Raw genomic sequence first — 18,891 nt, 5'->3', positions numbered from 1 at the left:
CATGCCCAGCTCCGGCTTACCTGCCGTCCTGATCGGTGGCTGCCTGTTACTGGCGCTCAGCCAGGGTGCTCAGGCAGACGTCAATGTGACCATCAGCGGCGTCGTGCAAGCACCGCCACCGTGCGAGATCAACCGCGGAACAACGCTTAACGTCCCGTTTGGCGATGCCCTGCTGACCACCCGCATCGACGGCATCAATTATCAGCGAGGGGTGCCCTATGAAGTGTCATGCAGCAACCCGTCGCCCAATGCCATGACCCTGGAACTCAAGGGCACAGGGGCCGCCTTCGATGCTAAATCGCTGGCCACCAGCAAGGCAGATCTGGGGGTCAAGCTGTTCGTTGACGGGGCTGACTGGCCGATCAATACGGCCGTTAAATTCACCTACCCGACCTTGCCCGATGTACAAGCGGTGCCCGTTAAGCGTCTTGGCAGCACCCTGAGCGGCGGCGCATTCACCGCGGTTGCAACCTTGGTGGTGGGCCTGCAATGAGAAAGGAACGTCTGATGCCATTCTGGCAATCGCCCGTCGTGCTGACCGTGCTCGCCTTGGGCCTGTGCAGCAGTGCCTCGGCCAATGTGGCGTTCGATGGGACGCTGGTCGAACCGCCGCCATGCACCATCAATGGCGGCAGCACCATCGAAGTGGACTTCAAGGAAGTGGGTATCAGCCAAGTGGACGGCGAGCATTATCGCCAGCCGGTGAGTTACACCATCACCTGTTCAGCCGACACCTTGCCTTGGGAAATGATCCTCACCGTGCGCGGCACGGCCACCTCTTTTGATCCGTCAGCCGTGCAATCGAATGTGGCCGACCTCGGCATCAAGCTGCTGCAAAACGGCAAGCCCATGGCACTCAACACACCGCTGGTGATTACCCCCAGTTCGCCCCCCGTGCTTGAGGCCGTCCCGGTCAAACGCACAGGCTCGACACTGGCCCCGGGTGGCTTTACCGCCACAGCCACGTTACTGGCGAACTACCAATGAGGAGCCGCGCCATGCGATCAGTTATTGAAACCCTCGCGTTCTCAACGATTGCGGGGTGCCTGCTGGCCAGTCAGGTGCAGGCAGCAGATAACTTGAGCTTCAAGGGCGTGCTGGTCGCCCAGGCGTGCACCATTCGCCCGGGTGATGAACTCATCGCGGTGAAGTTCAGCGATATCTCCACCGCCAGTATTTACCTGAACACCCGCACCCCCGGTGAGCTTTTTTATATTCACTTGCAAGACTGCGACACCCAGATTGCCGACTCGGTGACGACCACGTTTAGCGGTGCTGAAAATGCCGAGTTGCCGGGTTTGCTGGCGCTGGGCACTGGCAGTACTGCGCGAGGCATTGCCATCGGCCTTGAAACGGTCACCGATCAGGCCTTGGCGCTGAACGTGGCCAGCCCCGAACAGGCTTTGAACGATGGCGACAATGTCATTGCACTCAAGGCCTATGTGCGGGGCGAGCCCAAGGCAATTGCCAATGAGTCAATCCGAAAAGGCCGCTTCGTGGCGAACTCGACGTTTACGCTGGCGTACCCGTGAAGAAGATTTCAAATCAAACTTTATGCATTGCTCCAGAGGCAAACATGACCTTCTGCGTCTCTTTTTTTCGTCCGTTACTGGCGCTGGCCCTATGGGCCGTGATGCCTGCGGCCAGTGCATTTTTGTTAAGCACCCAAGCCAACAACGACCCCCGTCCTTCACCCATCACATCGCCCAGCGGAATGGTGGTGGTTTCCGGGTCTGCGACGGCCGCGGACAACGGCATTCCTAACCAGTACCCCGGCAAAGTGATTTGCCGTGGGGGCAATGGCTGCAATTTTGGACCGGTGGCCAGCCCGTATCAAACCAGTAGCTTTCGTTTCAATATCGTCATGAACTGCGTCGAGAACCCTCCAGCCAATTGTCGATACGGAGCCGATACGTCGGTGAGCGTGCACAATGGCATGACCTGGGACCAGGCAATCAGTACTTGGCGGGCGCGTCACGGTAACTCAATAAGCCGTTATAACGCCTACACCTATTCGAGAAATAACACCCTGCGCATGTGTACCTCTTGGGCGACCTATTCAATCCCAGGTGATTTCTACTTGCTGCCCGGCGCTGACACCTGCGGCCCGCCACCGATTCCGCCTAACCAGTGCAACGTGGGGGGCGGTCCTGTGATTCTCGATCACGGCACGCTGAAGGTCGGTGAAATTACCGGTAAAACAGTAGAAATCACGCGCCAGATTACCTGTACCCGCACGGCCGACGTGATGTACACCGTCGCTGCGGGCAACCCGATAAATCTGGGCAACGGCATCCTGAGCACGCTCTCGATCAACGGTGTCAATGTAGGTTTGGTCACCCGATTCCCGGGCGGTACCTCCAACTTTAAAATCACCTCAACCTTGACTGACCAAGGCGCGGTGGCCGGCTCTTTCTCCAAAACGGTAGTACTTATTCAATATCTTTTGTAAGGCCGGTGGTGGCTGGCGCCACTCAACTTAACTGCACAGGTGATGTGATGAACAACTATCTTCGCGCAGCGTTGCCAGTGGCAGTGCTGATCTTTACAGCGCCTGCGGCCAATGCCTGGAACCTGGTCAACGCGATCAACGCCGATGCCCGCCAAATGCCGGGCGCTCCGGCCACAACGCTGGTGGCATCGGGCAGTGCCGGTGCCTATAACGACGGCAATCCTCATCGTTATCCAGGTTCTGCCTTGTGCAGCAGAGGTACCAATTGCCGGTTCGGCCCGGTCTCTTACAGCCAACTCTTCAACGGGCTACGCACCATCACGCCGATGGGCTGTACGTCCTGGAACATTGACTGCTGGGCATCGGTCGATACTAACGTGGCGATTACGTCGGGTGTCTCCTGGGATCAGGCCATCACGGCATGGCAAGCCAGGTACGGTAGCAGCACCTATCGGTACGCGGGTTATGCCTATTCCGTCGAACCTGGCTGGACCACGCAAATTTGCGCAGCCTGGGCGGCATACAATGGCACGGCGCCAGGTGCACCCACTATTGTGCCGGGCACCGACTCGTGTGCCACGCCGCCCATTCCTCCCAACCGCTGCGACGTCTACGGTGGCGACGTCAACCTTGATCACGGGGTCTTGAAGTTAGGAGAAATTACCGGCTCCCGTAAAGAACTGACCCGGCAAGTCAACTGCTCTCGCAATGCCTCTGTGCGTTACCGCGTGTCTGTGGGTAACCCGGTTGATCTAGGCAACGGCATCAACAGTACGATCACCGTTAATGGTGTCCCTGCCGGCCAGTTAATCACCTTGCCCGGCGGGACTTCGTTCTTGCGAATCGCCTCAACCCTGACAGACCGGGGCGCCCGGGCTGGCGTGTTTGCAAAGACGGTGGTACTGATTCAAAGTTTTATGTGAGCCACCCGGCTCACACCCGGTACACCTCAATCATTTCCAATATCTGGGCCATGGCTTCATACAGATCATCCACCCGTTCAGCCACCTGCGACCAGTTGGCGAGCAGGCAGGCTTTTTCAAGGTCTTCACAGCATTGCAACAGATGCCGGGCCTTGATCATTCGGGCGCCACTTTTGACCTTGTGCGCCACCGCACTCATGCCCGGCAAGTCATGCTTGGTGAACGCTTGCAGCAGCGCGGTCATGTCCTCTTCCATGCTGTTGATCAGCGGTTCGATCAAGTGCTTGAGGGCGTCGGCATCGCCGTGGGTCAGGCGCTCCAGCGCGTCGAGATCAATCTCACGTTCCGACCCCACGGCCTCGCCAGTGACTTGCAGGTTGATCGGCTCCAGATCGGCCGAGGCCAGTCGCGCCTCAAGGTGTTGCAGGCTGATGGGTTTGAACAGGCAATCATTCATTCCGGCGGCCATGCAGCGCTCGATTTCACCTGTTTGAGCGTTAGCGGTAAACCCGACAATCAACACCGCCGGGGCGCCGCTGGCGGCTTCTTCGGCACGGATGGTGCGGGCCAGTTCGTAGCCATCCATCACCGGCATGGCGCAGTCGGTCATGATCAGGTCAAAACGCTGGGCTCTCCAGGCCTTCAAGGCTTGGGCACCTTCGCCGGCTTCTTGCGCCATATGTCCCAGATAACCGAGTTGTTGCGTCAACAACCTTCGATTAGGGGGGTAATCATCGACCACCAGCACGTTCAAGGCGCGTTGCGGAGGCGCGGGTGGTTCGTGCGGGGCGATCACGGGCGAGACCGCAAGCAGAGTCACCATGTCGAACTCCAGGCTAATGCGCGTGCCTTTACCCAACGTGCTGTGCAACTGCAGCGTGCCGCCCATCATTTCGCACAACTGGCGACTGATCATCAGCCCCAGGCCGGAGCCGCCCGGCAGCTTGTTTTTCGAGCTGACCTGGGAGAAAGGGCTGAACAGGCGCTGCTGGTCCTGCTCCGAAATACCGATCCCGGTGTCCTCGATCTGCACGCACACGTTCAGCCGCTCGCTGTTGCGCGAACCTTTAGCGCGTACGCTCAGGCCAACATGACCGCTGTCGGTGAACTTGATCGCATTGCTCAGCAGGTTCGACAGCACCTGCCGAAAGCGCAGGGGGTCAATCAGGACCTCTGTGTTGATCCTGGGGTCGAGTTCAAAACTCATCAGCAAGCCTTTTTTCTCCGCCAGGGCTTCAAACACCCGGGCCGTAGACTCCACCAGCTTCATCAGGTGAGTGCGCTGCTGATTGAGCGGCATGCGCCCCGATTCGATCTGGGTGATATCCAGAATGTCACCAATCAGCTCCAGCAAACCCTGTGCGGCTTGCGAGGCGACTTCCAGGCTGTCGTTGTCGGCGAGCCCCTGTTCGGCCTTTTTCATCGCCAACTCGAGCATGCCGATCACCGCGTTCATGGGCGTACGGATCTCATGGCTCATGGTGGTCAGAAAATCACTCTTGGCCACATTGGCCTGTTCGGCCAACTGTTTGGCTTCCTGCAACTGTTCGACCAACTGCTGGCGCTCGCTGATATCAATCCAGCCGCCAATGATGCCAAGCACCTCGTTATCGCTGCCTCGATAAGGCAGGATCCAGTGGTAAATGGTCAGCACCTGAGTGTTGGGCAATTCCAGTTGGTGATCGCGAACCAGTGGGCGGCCTTCTTTCATTACGCGCATGTAGTCGCTGTGATAGGCCTTGTGTTGGCGCATCGACGTCAGCGAATGCTCAAGCAGGGTTTTGCCCACAATGGACTCGCGTTCGGCGCCAAACGTATCCAGGTAACCTTCGTTACAAATCAGTAGCCGGCCCTGACGATCGCGCACGTAAATGGGGTGGGGCGTACCGTCAATCAGCGTACGCATGAACGCCAGTTGATCGCTCAGTGCGCGCTCGGCCTGATCGCGTTTGCGCAGCACCCGGCGCAAGTAAGAGATCCACACGATACCCAGCAGCAACACTCCGACTGCCACCGCCGAGACCCGCATGATCGCCGAGTGGTGACGTGCCCAAAAACGGTTATCGAGCACCACGGCGCTGTGCCAGCGGGCGGTCAGGGTGTTCATCTCTTCGGGCGAAATACTGGCCAGTGCCTTGTCGAGAATGGCGTGCAGTGTGGTGGCTTGCGCATTCACGGCCAATGAAAACTGGGCGGGGACAATGCCCACGGTGCTGCTGATTTTTAACTGCCTGGCGTAGTGCTGCTGGAGCAAATAACGCGCGCTGACCAGATTGATCACGGCCCCCTGTACCTCACCTTTGCTGGCCATTTCCAGGGCGAGTGCCGAGTTGCGCGCGGCAACCAACTGCACACCCGGATAGTGCTGCGCCAAGTAGGTGCTGACGTTATTGTCGATCACCAGCGCAACGCGCTCACCGTCCAGTTTGTCCAGTGTTTGCGGGCTGCCCGTGAGCAGGCGTGTCACCAGCACAAAGGGCGTCGAAATATACGGCTTGGTAAAACGCAGAACATGTTCGCGGCTGGCGCTGGCGGTAAACGCCGGCATCAGGTCGGCTCGCCCCAGCTTTACATCCTCGATCAGGCCCGGTACGGACTGGCTGCGCACCCAGTCAAATTGAATCCCGGTGCGCAAGCTGATCTTGGCCAGCAAATCAGCCGCCAGACCACTAAAAACCCCTTGGTCGTTAAAAAAGGTAAACGGCAGGAAGTCTTCAGAAACGGCCACCTTCAAACGCGGATGAGCCTCGATCCAGCGTTGTTCAGACGGGGTGAGTTGCAACGGCCCACGCCGCTCGATGCTCATTGCGCTAACGCCCCAGCGATGCAGGATGGCGTTGTTGTGGGCGGGAGGAATGGCCGCCAACGCCGAATTGATCAGGCGTAGCAAGCGTGGGTTAGGGTGATGCACCGCAAATGAAAAAAACTGCTCTTCAAGGAGGGCCACGTCCCGGATGTACACGTTATTCGGATAGTTTTTGGTAATCAGGTAGTGGGCACTGATGGCATCACCCAGATACAGGTCGGCCTGGCCAAACGCCACGGCGCCGAGGGCTGCAAGGGGCGATGCATACAGCTCTAACTGCACATCCGGATACTGGGCCTTGACCGCTGCGACAGGCTGGTAGTGATAAAACATGGCCATGCGCAGACCGGGCGGCAGCGGGATGCTGCCTTTGCTGTCGCCGGTACGTGAGACCAGCACGGGGGTGTCGAGGGCATAGGCCGACGAGAGTGCCAATTGGTCATCGGCACTTTCAAAGGCATTGGCGGTGCCGAGCAGATCGATCTGATCATTTTTCAACGCCTCGATAGCCTGCGCCCTGGAGTCATACCGCCTGACCTTGATCTCAAGGTTCAGTGCCTGGGCGAGCAGCCCGGCATAATCGGCGGTCAAACCTTCAAAGTAATCGCTGCCTGAAGATATATCGAAGGGGCCATTGTCCGGTACCGACGTGCCCAGAATCAGCGACTGTTTGGCGCTCAGCCATTGTGTGTCGCCCTCACCGAGCTTAAGTGCAGGCACATCGGCCTGTGATCGCGCCAGCAACTGCAGAGGCATCGGGTCAGCATGGCTTGCTGTTGTCAGGCTTAGCGTCAATAACCAGACGGCATGCTTCATTCGATTAAGTTATTGCGTTTGGCAAATTCAGCCAGATACACCACTGACTTGATATTGAGTTTTTGTAAGAGCCGTGTTTTATAAGTACTGACCGTTTTCTCACTTAGTAACATAATTTGTGAAATCTTTTTATTGGAGAAGCCCGACACCAAATATTGCAGGGTACGCAATTCGCGATCTGACAATGTTTTGATTAATTGCTGGTCTGAGTGATCGGGAGACAGATCAACATCACAGTTATTTAAATAAATCCTGCCACTCATTACCACATTAATTGCTTTGGTCAATGCATCGACGTCTTCGGTCTTCTCAATAAAACCAATGGCACCGGCCCTGATACAGCGATCAGCAAAAAAAGCGGAGTCTTTGGACGTCAGCACTAACACTTTGATCGGGAGCCCCAGTATGTGTAGCCGTTTAAGCACCTCAAGCCCGTCAAGTTTGGGCATCGAAAGGTCCAGCACAATCAGGTGGGGGAGGTGTTCGCGCGCCAGATCCAGCGCCGTGGCGCCGTTATCGGTTTCAGCCGCAATCTGGAAGTTGGCGTTTTCCAGTACTAGTCTGACGATCCTTCGAATAAAAGGATGATCGTCTACTATCAAAGCCTTACGCATGATAATTCCTACAACGTTAAGAGGGCGCTATTGTCGTGGCGGCGAGGTGCGGCCGTAACGACGTGAGTGTCAAGCGCTCAATGTTCGAGCTGAATTAAATGCCGGTCATAAACATCGATGAACAACTTTATTTTCAGTGGAATCAAACCGTTAATTAGTCCGCAGGCTTGCTGTCAGTAGCGGTGTGCGAATTGTCCTAAGAAGTAGTGGTTTAAGATTTTTGAGGCAGGACGGCCCAAGCCGTTATTAATGAGCAATAACTTTTTTGAGACATAAAAGTTATCGGCAGAGGGGCTAAAAGGTTCAACTCAGTGAATGACCGATCGTCGGGCGTCTGTGAACAGTCATTCCAGCACGTGACTGAGTTCATCGTGTGCTCCTTCCTCGTAATCCTCCTGTCTGTTGTCTTTACAGGGGTATCGAGGAGTGTGCTTCTCAGGATGCAAAAAACAGGTAGGAATTTTCTGAAAAATTGAAATTTATGTTCGGCAGGCATGTACGAAAGGAGGGGAGCAGAGGTGTTCACTAAGGCCGTTAAAAAAGCCTCGCGAACACCCTTGCTCCTGCGCAGGTGGCGTCAAACTGCCGTGACATCTTCCAGTTGCGGCTCGGCAGCCGCAGGGCTGGCCACCTCGTCATGGCGGCGGATGTACTTCCAGTCATCCTCGTCGATATAGATCCCGTTAGGCCCGCTGCCGCCTTCCAGGTCGATGGCCACATGGGCGCAGACCTGCGGCTTTACGCTCGCCAGAATCGGTACAAAACCCAGCTGCAAGCTGGTTTCCAGCAGCGCGGTCTGGTTTCTCTCGTCAATGTCTGCCGCTTCGTCGAGGTAATACGGCAAACGGATACGCCCGGCCAGGTCGCGATCCATCAAGTGCAGCAACAAATACATGTTGGTCAGCGCCTTGATGGTCATGGTCGTACCGTTGGAGGCGGCGCCATCGATGTCGGTATGAATCACCGGCTGGCCGTTGACCTTGGTGATCTCGAACGCCAGTTCAAACAGATCCTTAAGCCCCAACTGGTTATGGTTGGCCGCCACCAGACGGGCCAGATACTCCTTGGCTTCTTCGTTCTTGTTGTCCTGTTCAGCACTTTGGCTGAGGTCAAACACCGACAGCGTTTCGCCTTCTTCGTACTGCCCGGCGCTGTGGATAATCTGGTCGATGTGCTTGAGTGCCTCTTTGTTCGGCGCCAGCACAATCCGGAAGCTCTGCAGGTTCGACACCTGACGCTTGTTGATCTCGCGGTTAAACAGCGCCAGTTGGTGCTCAAGGCTGTCGTAGTCACTGCGAATGTTGCGCAAGGTCCGGGCGATGTCCGTCACGGCAGCACGGCGCGCCTTGCCCAAGGTCAGGGCTTCCTCGCTGCGGTGCGCATAGGCGTTGATCAACAGTTGCAGGCGGCGCTCCATGTCATCTTCGCTGTCGAACTTGGCCACGCCTTTCAAGCGCACCTGCGCGTACAGCGCTTCGATCTGCCCGTCGCAGCGCAGCAGGCCTTGCCACGTGTCCTGGTAGTCGTTGAGCAACGGCAGCAGGTTGTCCATAGAGTCGTCGACCGGGTCCATGAACGGCGTACCGAATGGCAAGTCGGCCGGCAACAGCTGGCGCCGACGCAGGCTGTCATCAAGGGTGCGCTGCTTGGCTTCCATGTCACCGATTTGCCGCCCGACCAATTGCAGCTTGGCCGACAGGTGCTGCACGCGCTCGGTGAAGGCATCGCTGGAGCGCTTCAATTCATCTTGCGCGGCTTCGGCCTGGGCTAACAGCTCGAGTTTTTCGCCTTCTTCGGCGCCCAGGGTTTGCGCACGACGGAAGTCTTCCAGCGCCTTCTGCGCGTCCAGCACTTGCTGGTACAACGACTCGGCTTCGGACTTGCTCGCCGCCCGGTCCGAGGTGACCGCCTGCTGGGTTTTCAGTTGCTTGAGTTCTTTTTCCAGCCGCTCTTTCTGGTCGCGCAAGGCGGCGCGATCCGCCAGCGCTTGCAGGGCGGGTGGCTCGATATGGCTGAGGTCGATGGACAAACCCGGCGCTTCAAAGCGTTCACCTTTAAAGCCATCCAGGATTGCCTCCAGGGATTTGACCCAGGCGTCGCCGTCATCCAGCGCAATCCCTTGCTCGCCCAGCGGCAGGCTGAACAGGGCGCTGTTGAACAGGCGCATCAGGCGCTCAACATCCTGTTGCGAGAATTCTTCGCGCAGGCGGGCGTAGCTGTTGTTGTCGGCGTGGTCGAGCTGCTGCTTGACCGACTTGAGGCGTTTTTCCAGGTCGCGCAGACGTTCGTCCAGGTCTTCGGCGCTGAATTGGCGCGACTGTGCCAAGGCACCGGCCAACTCGTCGTGGGCGTCTTTGGCGGCCAGTAGTTGCTGCTCCAGCACCTTCACGTCGTCCACCAGCGCAAAACGGTGCTTGAGCACCGACAACTCGCCCAGCCAGCGCTGAATGCCGGTGATCTCACGCTCCAGGCGCATCAGTTCCTGGGTACTGCTGCGCTGATCGTTTTGCAGGGCGTCTTGTTCGTTGCGGTAGTGCTCGGACTGAATCAGCAACTCTTCCTTGCGCGCCCCGGCGTAGTCCTGCCAGGTGCCGAGCAGTGAATCCAGCAGCGGCGACAGGCGATGCAGCTTGCCTCGTAGCAGATCGCGCTGGCGGACACCGGCGGCCAACGATTCGACCAAGGGTCCGGCACCGACCAGCGCGTTGTAATCCTGCTCCATGCGTCGCACATCGCGGAAGGCTTCTTCACACGCGGCGATGTAGTCCACGCTGCCGGAGCGCAGGCTGTGCTCAAACGCATCGAGAAACAATTGCTTGAGTTTGGCCGCCGTAATTTCGCGCATGTGCAGCAGGTTGATAAATAGCGCGCGGAAGGTTTTCAGGCTTTGCTCACTGGTGGAGCGCAGCGGGATCAGCGTCAGGTCCAGCGGGATCGACGTATGCCCGCCGACCAGCAAACGGCGCAGTTCATCAGGCTTGAGTTCATAGGCTTTGAGGCCATTGCGCTCAAGGTTGCTGAACAGCTCTTTTTGCCGCAGGCAGGTGTCTTCTTTCTGGTAATGGGCCAGGTCGAGCTTGCCCGCATAGGCGAAAAACTGGTGACCGAAACCGCCACCGGGGCCGCGTCCGACCACGCCAATCACATGGGGGCCGTGGGGCAACGACACTTCGACGAGGATGTAGCTGGTGTCGGAAGCGAAGTAAAAGCGCCGCGATTGTTCGAGGCTGTACTTGCCGAAGCTCATGTCTGACATGCGCGCCAGAATCGGGAACTGCAAGGCGTTGATCGAGGCTGATTTACCGAGGTTGTTGGCCCCGTACACCGACAGCGGATGCTCCAGCGGAAACAATCCCAAGCTGTAACCGGCGGTATTCAGCAGGGCGAAGCGGCGTATTCCGTAGCGTTCCTGGCTCATGCGTCCAAATCCTGTTGCTCATCGGCAATGGCGCGGGCCAGTGCCGCGTCTTCGTCTTCTTCCTCAACCTCGGCTTCATCATCAACCAGCACCGGTGTCGGCAGCGGCAAGATGCTGTGCAGGCTGGCGGCCAGATCGCGGTCTTGCTGCACTGACAAACACACATCAAGAAAGCGATGCATCGGCGGCAGAAAACGGTAAACGCCGTTGTCTTCGCTGGCAAAGCCGAGCTGGGTCATGCGGCGCATGATCTTCTCTTCCAGCTCGTCCTGGGTGGTGACTTCGGCCTGCACAAACAGGTCGCGGTATTTTTCCAGCAGCGCGGGCAGTTCATCACGGCCCAGGCTGCCGCCATCGAGCACGGCAATCGGGTCGCGGCCCTGATCGGCCAAATGCTCGACGAGGATAAACGTGAACAACGCCAGGCGTTGCGCGGTCTTGTTGACCTGCGCCGAGGCAATGGCGGTGTCGGGCACGAAATAATAAAAACCACGGGTGTCACACACCAGTTCAAAGCCAAGGGCCTTGAACAGGGCGCGGTACTGGTCCTGAAAATTCGATAGTTGCGCGTACAGCTCCGGGTCGCGACGGCTCACGTGATAACCCTTGAACAGCTCACGAAAGATCGGCGCCAGATGGGACAGTTCAGACAGATCAAGATGCATGGAGAGGGCTCGCAGAAGTCTCGCTCGCGTCATCGCTGCGTGAAAGCAGGGCGAAGGAGCGCAGGCTGACCAGATGTTCGTGGGTGTGGTAATCGCGGCGCTCAAGGCGTTCGCGCACGAAACGTTTTTCGCGCGACAGGCGCGAGAACCAGTACAGCAATTCGTCGGTGTCGCCGTTGGGCTCTTGGGCCAGCAGCCAGCTCATCAAATCGGGCATCGGCAGCGCGTCGCTGCAGCGGTCGAGCATTTCCTTGACCGTGCGCGGGGCCTTGGGCGTTTCACCGCGATGGGCTTTGTGGGCTTTCGGGAAGCGTGCTGGCTTGGGCTCGAAGCGGGCCAGCGCGTACACATAGGCTTCAACCTGGCTGGCGCTGCCCAAAAAGGTGCTTTGCGGGCGGGTGAACATTGGCATTGCCGCTTGCGGCACCGCGTCCAGCCCTTTACGGCGTATGGCCGCCAGCGCCAGCGCGGCGCCACGGGTAACTGCGTTGTGGCGTCGTGCCTCTTCTCGCAGTGGCAACAGCAGCTCGCGGGCATGGCGCAAGGTGAGCTGGGCGCTGGTTTGCATCTCAAGGATCCGCGCGTGGGTGCGCAGCAGCATGTCATCGTCCACCAGGTGGCCAAGGCGTTGCTGCTCGCTGAGCATGCGCAGCAGTACATTCTCGACCTTACGTACGCCTTGTTCGAAGGCGCCGTCAGCGTTCACCAGTTGGATCATCGGTTCGACGTATTCGTCCCACGTCGCCAGCACCTCGGCGTAACGCTGGCGCAGCGGGATCTGCCGGTCGCTGGTCTTGGCCCGCTCGGCCACGGCCACCAGGGCCTGTTCGTCATTGGCGAGCTTCTTCAAGACATCGCGCACACGCATGTCGAGCAAACGCAGCTGGCGCGCCAGATCATTGCCATCACGAATGTCGAACGCGTCCTGAATGTAACCGGCCAGGCGCTCCAGATGGCGCAGGTAGGCTTCGATTTCTAGGCACAGCCCGAGGCGGTGTTCGCGGCGCAAATACGCGAGGAAGTCGTGGATTTGGGCGTTCAGCTCAAAGCGGTTCGGGCTCTTGGCCACCGGCACCAGAATGTCCAGGCGGATCCAGCTGTCGAGCACGTTGGTGATGTCTTGCGGTGTGCTGTCCAGTTGCTGGGCAGCCAGTTGCAGGCGCAACTCGCTCAGGCTCAAAGTGCCTTGGTCGAAGTGTTCACACAAAGGCTCAAGGAGTGCCCAGTGTTCGGCGAGGGCACGTAAAACGCGCTTGGGTTCGATCATGGGAGGGCCGGTCGATTGCCAATGAAAGGTCGCGATTGTACTGCAACACGGGTTTGAGTCATTACTTGGCGATCAGAGGCGGGCGAGAAGGGCAGAAGGGCGGTAGAATCGCTGCTCTTTAGTTATCCACAGATGGCCGACCCTTGTTGAACGAGTCCCGCCGCCGCGCTTATTTGACTGCCATGCAAGTGGTCAGTTGGGTACCGCGCACAGAGCTGCCGTTTGCCGCCCCTTCGCGGCCCGAACTGCTGGTGCTCCCCGAACCGCCTGCCGCGCCTGAAGTCATCCGGCCTGCGGTCAAACCTGCGGCTGCGCCGAGCAAACCCGCTGAACGGCCAAAAATTGAAGTGCCACGGCCATCGGTCACCCCGCGACCTGCCAGCAAGCCGGTGGTGGACGCCGAAGCGGCCCCGGCGCCGGTAAAAGCCGCCCCGGTGGCACCGCCGCGTTTTGCCTTGCAGTTGCTCCGGGCGGGGCGTTGCCTGGTACTGGTGGAGTTACCCACAGGCGGCGCATTCCAGAGCCGCGACCCGGCTTATTTATTGTTAAAGGATATGTTGCGAGCTGCCGGTTTGCCCGACAGCCCGCAAATCGTTGGTGAGCCAGTACGTTGGCCGCTGCTCAGGCGCGGCAATGTCGACCAGGGCCCAGAGGCGGCGCGTCAGTTTGTGCAGGGTTTTGTCATGGCCCGCCTTGAAGAGGCCGAATGCGCTTGCTTGTGGCTGATCGGCCTGCCGGCTGTGCGTTTTGCCAGCGAAGCGAACGCTGAAGCCTTCAACACCGAACTTGAAATCGAAGGGCTGGGTAGCGCATGGGCGCTGCCGGGTCTGGAACTCTTAATGGAAGAGCCACACCGCAAAGCGGATGTGTGGCAAGCCATGCGCAGGCTGATGTCGCGCTGGAAACAAAACGATGAGTGACGCAGTAACCTTCCGCCCGATGACCGAAGCGGACCTTGATGCGGTTTTAAAAGTTGAATACGCGGCGTTCACCCACCCGTGGACCCGCGGGATCTTTCTCGACGGTTTGGGCAAATACCACATCTGGCTGATGTTCGAAGGCGAGCAACAAGTGGGGCACGGCGTGGTGCAAATCATTCTGGATGAAGCACACCTGCTCAACATCACCGTCAAGCCAGAAAACCAGGGCCGTGGCCTGGGGCTCAAATTGCTTGAGCACCTGATGTCTATTGCCTACCAGCATGAAGCCCGCGAATGCTTCCTCGAACTGCGTGACAGCAACACGGCCGCCTTCAAGCTGTACGAGCGCTACGGCTTCAACGAAATTGGCCGCCGCCGCGACTACTACCCGGCCGTGGGCGGGCGTGAAGACGCAGTGGTCATGGCCTGTACGTTGGTTGACTGAAGAAACCCTCTCCCGGAGGGATAGGGCGCTTTACCGAGGTACCCTCAGGTTCAGCACAAAAGTTCAGGTTGCGGATGTTATTCAGCATCCCCCAATCAGTCTCCTCTCCCTCCGGGAGAGGGTTAGGGTGAGGGGCTTTTAACGTTTGCGCCCCACCGGATCAATATCCGCCAGCTCCGCTTCATCCAGCCCTCTGCCAGCGCCGATGTCGTCTTCATCGACCACGCTCAACTCCCAATCCGCCGCGTCATCGTTGCCCTCTGCGGCCTCTTTGGCATCGCGGGCGCCGTCTTCACGGATAAGCATCTCCTGCTCCAGATCATCGTCGTCAAACCCGGCGTCCAGGTCTTCATCGGGCAATGCGCCGCCGCTCAGCCGGGCCTTGCGGGCAGGTTTACCGGCCACGTGCAGGGCGCGCTCTTCGTCGGTAAACAGATCGCTGATGCTCTCGTGATCCTCATCATCATCCTCAAAGTTCAACGGCTCAACCGAGCCTGAGCGGTCTTCGAGGTCATCAATCTCTGCTGGTTGTTCTGCTCCATACGGGCGACGTGAATCAGACATGGTCATTCCTCATACTGTGGCTGCTTACTACGATGGACTGTAGCCACGGTTTAAGATTCCACCCAACGGACCGGCGGATTAAAGCGCAGATTAACGTGACCCCGACCAGCGGTCCGCAGTCAAAGTTTGCGCATCAACTCTCGAGGGTTTCCCGCATGAACGAACTACAAGATCTGATTGATAACAACGAGCGCTGGGCCGATGCGATCAAGCAGGAGGATCCTGATTTCTTCGCCAAGTTGGCCCGCCAGCAAACGCCGGAATACCTGTGGATTGGTTGTTCGGATGCCCGCGTACCCGCCAACGAGATCGTCGGCATGCTGCCCGGTGACCTGTTTGTGCACCGTAACGTGGCCAACGTCGTGCTGCACACCGACCTTAATTGCCTGTCAGTGATCCAGTACGCAGTGGATGTATTGAAGGTCAAACACATACTGGTCACAGGCCACTACGGCTGTGGCGGGGTGCGTGCATCGATGCAGAACCAGCAATATGGCCTGATTGACGGCTGGTTGCGCTCGATCCGCGACCTGTACTACGAAAACCGCGAAGTGCTGGCAAAACTGCCCACTGAAGAAGAGCGTGTTGACCGTCTGTGCGAGTTGAACGTCATCCAGCAAGTGGCCAACGTCGGGCACACCAACATTATGCAAAACGCCTGGCATCGCGGGCAAAAGCTCTCGGTCCACGGCTGCATCTACGGCATTAAAGACGGCCGCTGGAAAAGCCTCGACACCACCATCAGCGGTCTGGACCAACTGCCACCGCAATACCGCCTGCGCCCGCTAACCCCGATATAACACCGCTCCCCTGTAGGAGCGAGCTTGCCTCGCGATCTTTTGACCACTCAAAAGAACGCAAGACAAGCTCGCGTCTACCGCTAAGGCATCACGGGCGCGACATACACCAACGTCGTGCCCAGCGCCCACAGCAAGAACAGCACCAGCGGCGTGTGCACCAGTAACTGCACAAACGAAAAACCGATCAAGTCTCGCGCCTTCAGCCCCAGCACGCCCAACAGCGGCAGCATGTAGAACGGGTTGATCAGGTTCGGCAAGGCTTCGGCCGCGTTGTAGATCTGCACAGCCCAGCCCAGGTGGTATTGCAGGTCATTGGCGACTTGCATCACGTAGGGCGCCTCAATAATCCATTTGCCGCCGCCCGACGGAATAAAGAAGCCCAAGATCGCCGAGTACACGCCCATCAGCACTGCATAGGTGTCATGGGAGGCGATTTGCACGAAGAAGGTCGAGATATGGTGCGCCAGGGTTTGCCCGTCCACACCTTTGACCACGGTCATCAGCGCTGCAATCGAGCCGTACAGCGGAAACTGGATCATCACCCCGGTGGTGGTCGGCACGGCGCTGGCCACGGCATTCAGAAAGCTGCGCGGGCGCCAGTGCAGCAGGGCGCCGAGCATCAGGAATAAAAAGTTGTAGGTGTTCAGGCCCGAAATGGCGCTGATCGCAGGTTTGGTCGAAAACTCGTGATACAACCAGCCGGCGGCCAGCAGCACCAGCAAGATCGTCAGCAGTGGGCTGTATTCCAGCCATTCGCCAGGCCGCGTACGCGGCGGCAGTTTTGGCGTGTTGAAACTTGGGTCAACCCCACACGCCGCGGCATCGCGGGCCGAGTCCGGGCCGGGCGCCGTGGCGTACGCCACGATCAACGACACCACCACCAGCGCTGCCAGCAACACGCCGGACTGCCACAAAAAGATGGTCTCCGTGAACGGGATCACCCCGGTGATCGCCAGAATCGACGGCGGCAAGCTGGCCGGATTGGCCTGCAACTGCGCCGCCGACGATGACAAGCCCAGCGCCCACACCGCGCCCAGCCCCAAGTAGGCAGCAGCCCCGGCTGCGCGATAGTCCATGCGCAAGTTGGTGCGCCGGGCCAGGGCGCGCACCAGCAGCCCGCCAAACACCAGCGACAAGCCCCAGTTGAGCAACGAGGCAACCATTGAAATCAACGCCACCCAACACACCGCCTGGCGACCGTTTTTCGGCACCTTGGCGAGTTTGTCGATCAGCTTCACCGCGGGTGGCGAGCTGGCGACCACGTAACCACCAATCACCACGAAGGCCATTTGCATGGTGAAGGGGATCAGGCTCCAGAACCCGTCACCAAACGCCATCGCGGCATCCGTGGGTTTGGCGCCCATTATCAGAGTGGCGAGCGCCACGACGATCACCGCAACGGCGGCAAACACCCAGGAATCGGGGAACCAGCGTTCGGCAAAGTTGGAGCAGCGCAGGGCAAAGCGGGCAGAGCGACTGTCGGTCATCTCGGCGGCCATGGGGGATACCTCGTCTTTCTTATGATTATTGGATGCCCAATCTCACTGCGAGCCCTCAGGCTCGCGGTTTACAGCTGGGCTGGTGGGTACAGTAAATGAATTTCGGCGGCTTTCCGATAGGCTGACCTTTGAACTCTGCCTCAGCGTCTACAGTCATTGCTTGTAAGCGGCACGCCTGTCGCTTGATAACGACCTGACAACATGGAGTTGAAAATGAAAGAACACACGTGTGATTGTCCGAGTTGTAACTGCAAAGTCGGTAGCCACGGCATCGAGCGCGATGGCAAGCACTACTGCTGCCAGGCGTGTGCCGACCATCACCCCAAAGGCCAGGCGTGCAGCACCTCCAGCGGCTGCCACTGCGGCGATAAAGCCAAGTAACGTGTAAAGCCTGTGCGCGCAGCCACGCGCTGCGCGCTCTTATGACAAGCGCTTGCCATCCTATGGCGGAGTAAGTGCGCGTAAGAAAAGTGCTCGCTGTGCGAGTTGAACGTCATCCAGCAAGTGGCCAACGTCGGGCACACCAACATTGTGCAAAACGCCTGGCATCGCGGGCAAAAGCTCTCGGTTCACGGTTGCATCTACGGCATTAAAGACGGCCGCTGGAAAAGCCTCGATACCACCATCAGTGGTCTGGACCAACTGCCACCGCAATACCGCCTGCTCCCGGTAAAACCTGTTTAAACCGTTACACATGCAAGTGGGAGCCGGCTTGCCAGCGATAGTATCAACTCGGTTTTTCTGAGCGATCGAGTCGCCTGAATCGCTGGTAAACCAGCTCCCACAATCGCGTTACAGTACCCATGGCAAGCAGCCGGTTTGTTCAGCTTTTTCAGCACATGACCGCTCGTCAGGAAGCCTTTAGAAACGCAGGCGAAAGCCGATGCCTCTATCACGCGCTTCCTATCCCTTGGTATCCCCCATGTTTAACAAACGCTTGAAACAGGAGCTGTCAGCTCTTCGCGAAGAACTGTCCTCAATTCAGCAAATCAAAGACAGCCTGGAGAGCGAAATGCTCTGCATGAGCCTGGACCCTGATGGGCGTGTCGAGTCGGTCAATGGCAACTTCACTCACGACATGAACTACTCGGGCAGCCAGCTCCTGGGGCGGCATATTGATGAGTTGGTGCCGGCTCATTTAAAGCATGACGAGCATCATCTGCGTTTTAAAAATGCCATGAACCGTGGTGAGCATTACAGCGGTACCGTGCGTTTGCTCCGGGGCAATGGGCAGGAAGCCTGGCTGCGCTCAATCATGCAGCCGGTGCGCAACTCCAGCGGTCAGATTATGCGCATCTCGATTTTTTCCAGCGACCTGACTCGCACCATAGAAGCCTCGCGTGACCACGAAAACCTGATGGACGCGCTGATGCGTTCAACCGCCGTTATCGAGTTCAATCTCAAGGGTGAAGTGCTCACGGCCAACGACCGTTTCCTGCGGGGCATGGGTTACTCGCTGGCGCAGATTCAGGGTCGGCATCATCGTATGTTCTGTACCTCCCAAGAGCAGAGCAGCGCTGAATATGAAGTCTTCTGGAAGCGCTTGAACGCGGGGGAGTTTGTTGCCGATCGTTTTAAGCGTATTGATAGCCAGGGGCGTGAAGTCTGGCTTGAGGCTTCCTACAACCCGGTGCGCGACGCCAATGACAACCTTTATAAAGTGGTGAAATTTGCCACCGTCATCACCGACCAAGTGCAGCAG

16 protein-coding genes and 2 pseudogenes are annotated in these 18,891 nt (G+C 58.3%); 11 read left to right on the top strand and 7 right to left on the bottom strand.

What is annotated here, in order from left to right:
• Position 1: 1 nt before the first annotated feature.
• Genes TU84_RS07710 through TU84_RS07690 form a run of 5 tightly spaced genes read left to right on the top strand, consistent with a single transcriptional unit; the run spans position 2 to position 3,375 of the window.
• Complete coding sequence (locus TU84_RS07710) at positions 2-493, top strand: fimbrial protein (RefSeq protein ID WP_241486387.1); 492 nt, start codon at positions 2-4, stop codon at positions 491-493.
• Positions 494-507: 14 nt separating this feature from the next.
• The gene (locus TU84_RS07705; RefSeq protein ID WP_048368448.1) at positions 508-987 is read left to right on the top strand and encodes a fimbrial protein; all 480 of its coding nucleotides are present in this window, start codon (positions 508-510) and stop codon (positions 985-987) included.
• Between the two features lie 11 nt (positions 988-998).
• A complete protein-coding gene (locus TU84_RS07700; protein ID WP_048368447.1) occupies positions 999-1,532 on the top strand; it encodes a fimbrial protein in 534 nt (177 codons plus the stop codon).
• Complete coding sequence (locus tag TU84_RS07695) at positions 1,529-2,452, top strand: hypothetical protein (RefSeq protein ID WP_153434931.1); 924 nt, start codon at positions 1,529-1,531, stop codon at positions 2,450-2,452. Before TU84_RS07700 ends, TU84_RS07695 begins: the two co-directional genes overlap by 4 nt.
• Before the next feature lie 47 nt (positions 2,453-2,499).
• Positions 2,500-3,375 carry a hypothetical protein gene (locus TU84_RS07690; protein ID WP_048368445.1) on the top strand — a complete coding sequence of 292 codons (876 nt, stop codon included), beginning with the start codon at positions 2,500-2,502 and terminating at the stop codon, positions 3,373-3,375.
• A 10-nt stretch (positions 3,376-3,385) separates the two neighbouring features.
• On the opposite strand, the gene TU84_RS07685 is transcribed toward TU84_RS07690, so the two are convergent.
• From TU84_RS07685 to mksB, 5 genes are all read right to left on the bottom strand, one after another.
• Positions 3,386-6,997, bottom strand: coding sequence for a transporter substrate-binding domain-containing protein (locus TU84_RS07685; RefSeq protein ID WP_048368444.1), 3,612 nt, complete (start codon positions 6,995-6,997; stop codon positions 3,386-3,388).
• Entirely contained in the window at positions 6,994-7,611 is a 618-nt protein-coding gene (locus TU84_RS07680) for a response regulator transcription factor (RefSeq protein ID WP_048368443.1), read from the bottom strand. The genes TU84_RS07685 and TU84_RS07680 overlap by 4 nt, the downstream gene beginning before the upstream one ends.
• A gap of 577 nt (positions 7,612-8,188) precedes the next feature.
• Complete coding sequence (gene mksF, locus TU84_RS07675; protein WP_048368442.1) at positions 8,189-11,029, bottom strand: Mks condensin complex protein MksF; 2,841 nt, start codon at positions 11,027-11,029, stop codon at positions 8,189-8,191.
• Entirely contained in the window at positions 11,026-11,694 is a 669-nt protein-coding gene (gene mksE, locus TU84_RS07670) for an Mks condensin complex protein MksE (protein ID WP_048368441.1), read from the bottom strand. The genes mksF and mksE overlap by 4 nt, the downstream gene beginning before the upstream one ends.
• Positions 11,684-12,961: an Mks condensin complex protein MksB gene (gene mksB / locus TU84_RS07665; protein WP_048368440.1), complete on the bottom strand. Its 1,278-nt coding sequence runs from the start codon at positions 12,959-12,961 to the stop codon at positions 11,684-11,686. Before mksB ends, mksE begins: the two co-directional genes overlap by 11 nt.
• A gap of 143 nt (positions 12,962-13,104) precedes the next feature.
• Here mksB and TU84_RS07660 point away from each other — a divergent pair, with 143 nt between their 5' ends.
• Together TU84_RS07660 and rimI are read left to right on the top strand one after the other, a co-directional pair.
• On the top strand, positions 13,105-13,881 hold the full coding sequence (locus TU84_RS07660) for an SPOR domain-containing protein (RefSeq protein WP_048368439.1): 777 nt from the start codon (positions 13,105-13,107) through the stop codon (positions 13,879-13,881).
• Positions 13,874-14,326, top strand: a complete 453-nt coding sequence (gene rimI, locus TU84_RS07655; protein ID WP_048368438.1) for a ribosomal protein S18-alanine N-acetyltransferase — start codon at positions 13,874-13,876, stop codon at positions 14,324-14,326. The genes TU84_RS07660 and rimI overlap by 8 nt, the downstream gene beginning before the upstream one ends.
• A gap of 138 nt (positions 14,327-14,464) precedes the next feature.
• Here rimI and TU84_RS07650 read toward each other — a convergent pair whose 3' ends face one another.
• Positions 14,465-14,890 (bottom strand): hypothetical protein, encoded by a 426-nt coding sequence (locus TU84_RS07650; RefSeq protein ID WP_048368437.1) that lies wholly within the window; start codon positions 14,888-14,890, stop codon positions 14,465-14,467.
• A 155-nt stretch (positions 14,891-15,045) separates the two neighbouring features.
• On the opposite strand from TU84_RS07650, the gene can reads away from it, so the two are divergent.
• Positions 15,046-15,690, top strand: coding sequence for a carbonate dehydratase (can, locus tag TU84_RS07645; RefSeq protein WP_048368436.1), 645 nt, complete (start codon positions 15,046-15,048; stop codon positions 15,688-15,690).
• Between the two features lie 80 nt (positions 15,691-15,770).
• Here can and TU84_RS07640 read toward each other — a convergent pair whose 3' ends face one another.
• Positions 15,771-17,189, bottom strand: a complete 1,419-nt coding sequence (locus TU84_RS07640; RefSeq protein WP_048368435.1) for a short-chain fatty acid transporter — start codon at positions 17,187-17,189, stop codon at positions 15,771-15,773.
• Between the two features lie 213 nt (positions 17,190-17,402).
• On the opposite strand from TU84_RS07640, the gene TU84_RS07635 reads away from it, so the two are divergent.
• The 3 genes and pseudogenes from TU84_RS07635 to TU84_RS26745 form a co-directional block, all read left to right on the top strand.
• A complete protein-coding gene (locus TU84_RS07635) occupies positions 17,403-17,570 on the top strand; it encodes a metallothionein (protein WP_048368434.1) in 168 nt (55 codons plus the stop codon).
• 96 nt (positions 17,571-17,666) lie between these two features.
• A pseudogene (locus TU84_RS07630) lies at positions 17,667-17,873 on the top strand (carbonic anhydrase); the annotation flags it as partial.
• A 199-nt stretch (positions 17,874-18,072) separates the two neighbouring features.
• A pseudogene (locus tag TU84_RS26745) lies at positions 18,073-18,888 on the top strand (PAS domain-containing protein); the annotation flags it as partial.
• Positions 18,889-18,891: the final 3 nt, after the last annotated feature.

Source organism: Pseudomonas helleri, assembly GCF_001043025.1.
GTDB classification, from domain to species: domain Bacteria; phylum Pseudomonadota; class Gammaproteobacteria; order Pseudomonadales; family Pseudomonadaceae; genus Aquipseudomonas; species Aquipseudomonas helleri.
Note: the sequence above shows the minus strand (reverse complement) of the source record. Positions and strands in the feature narration are given on the sequence as shown.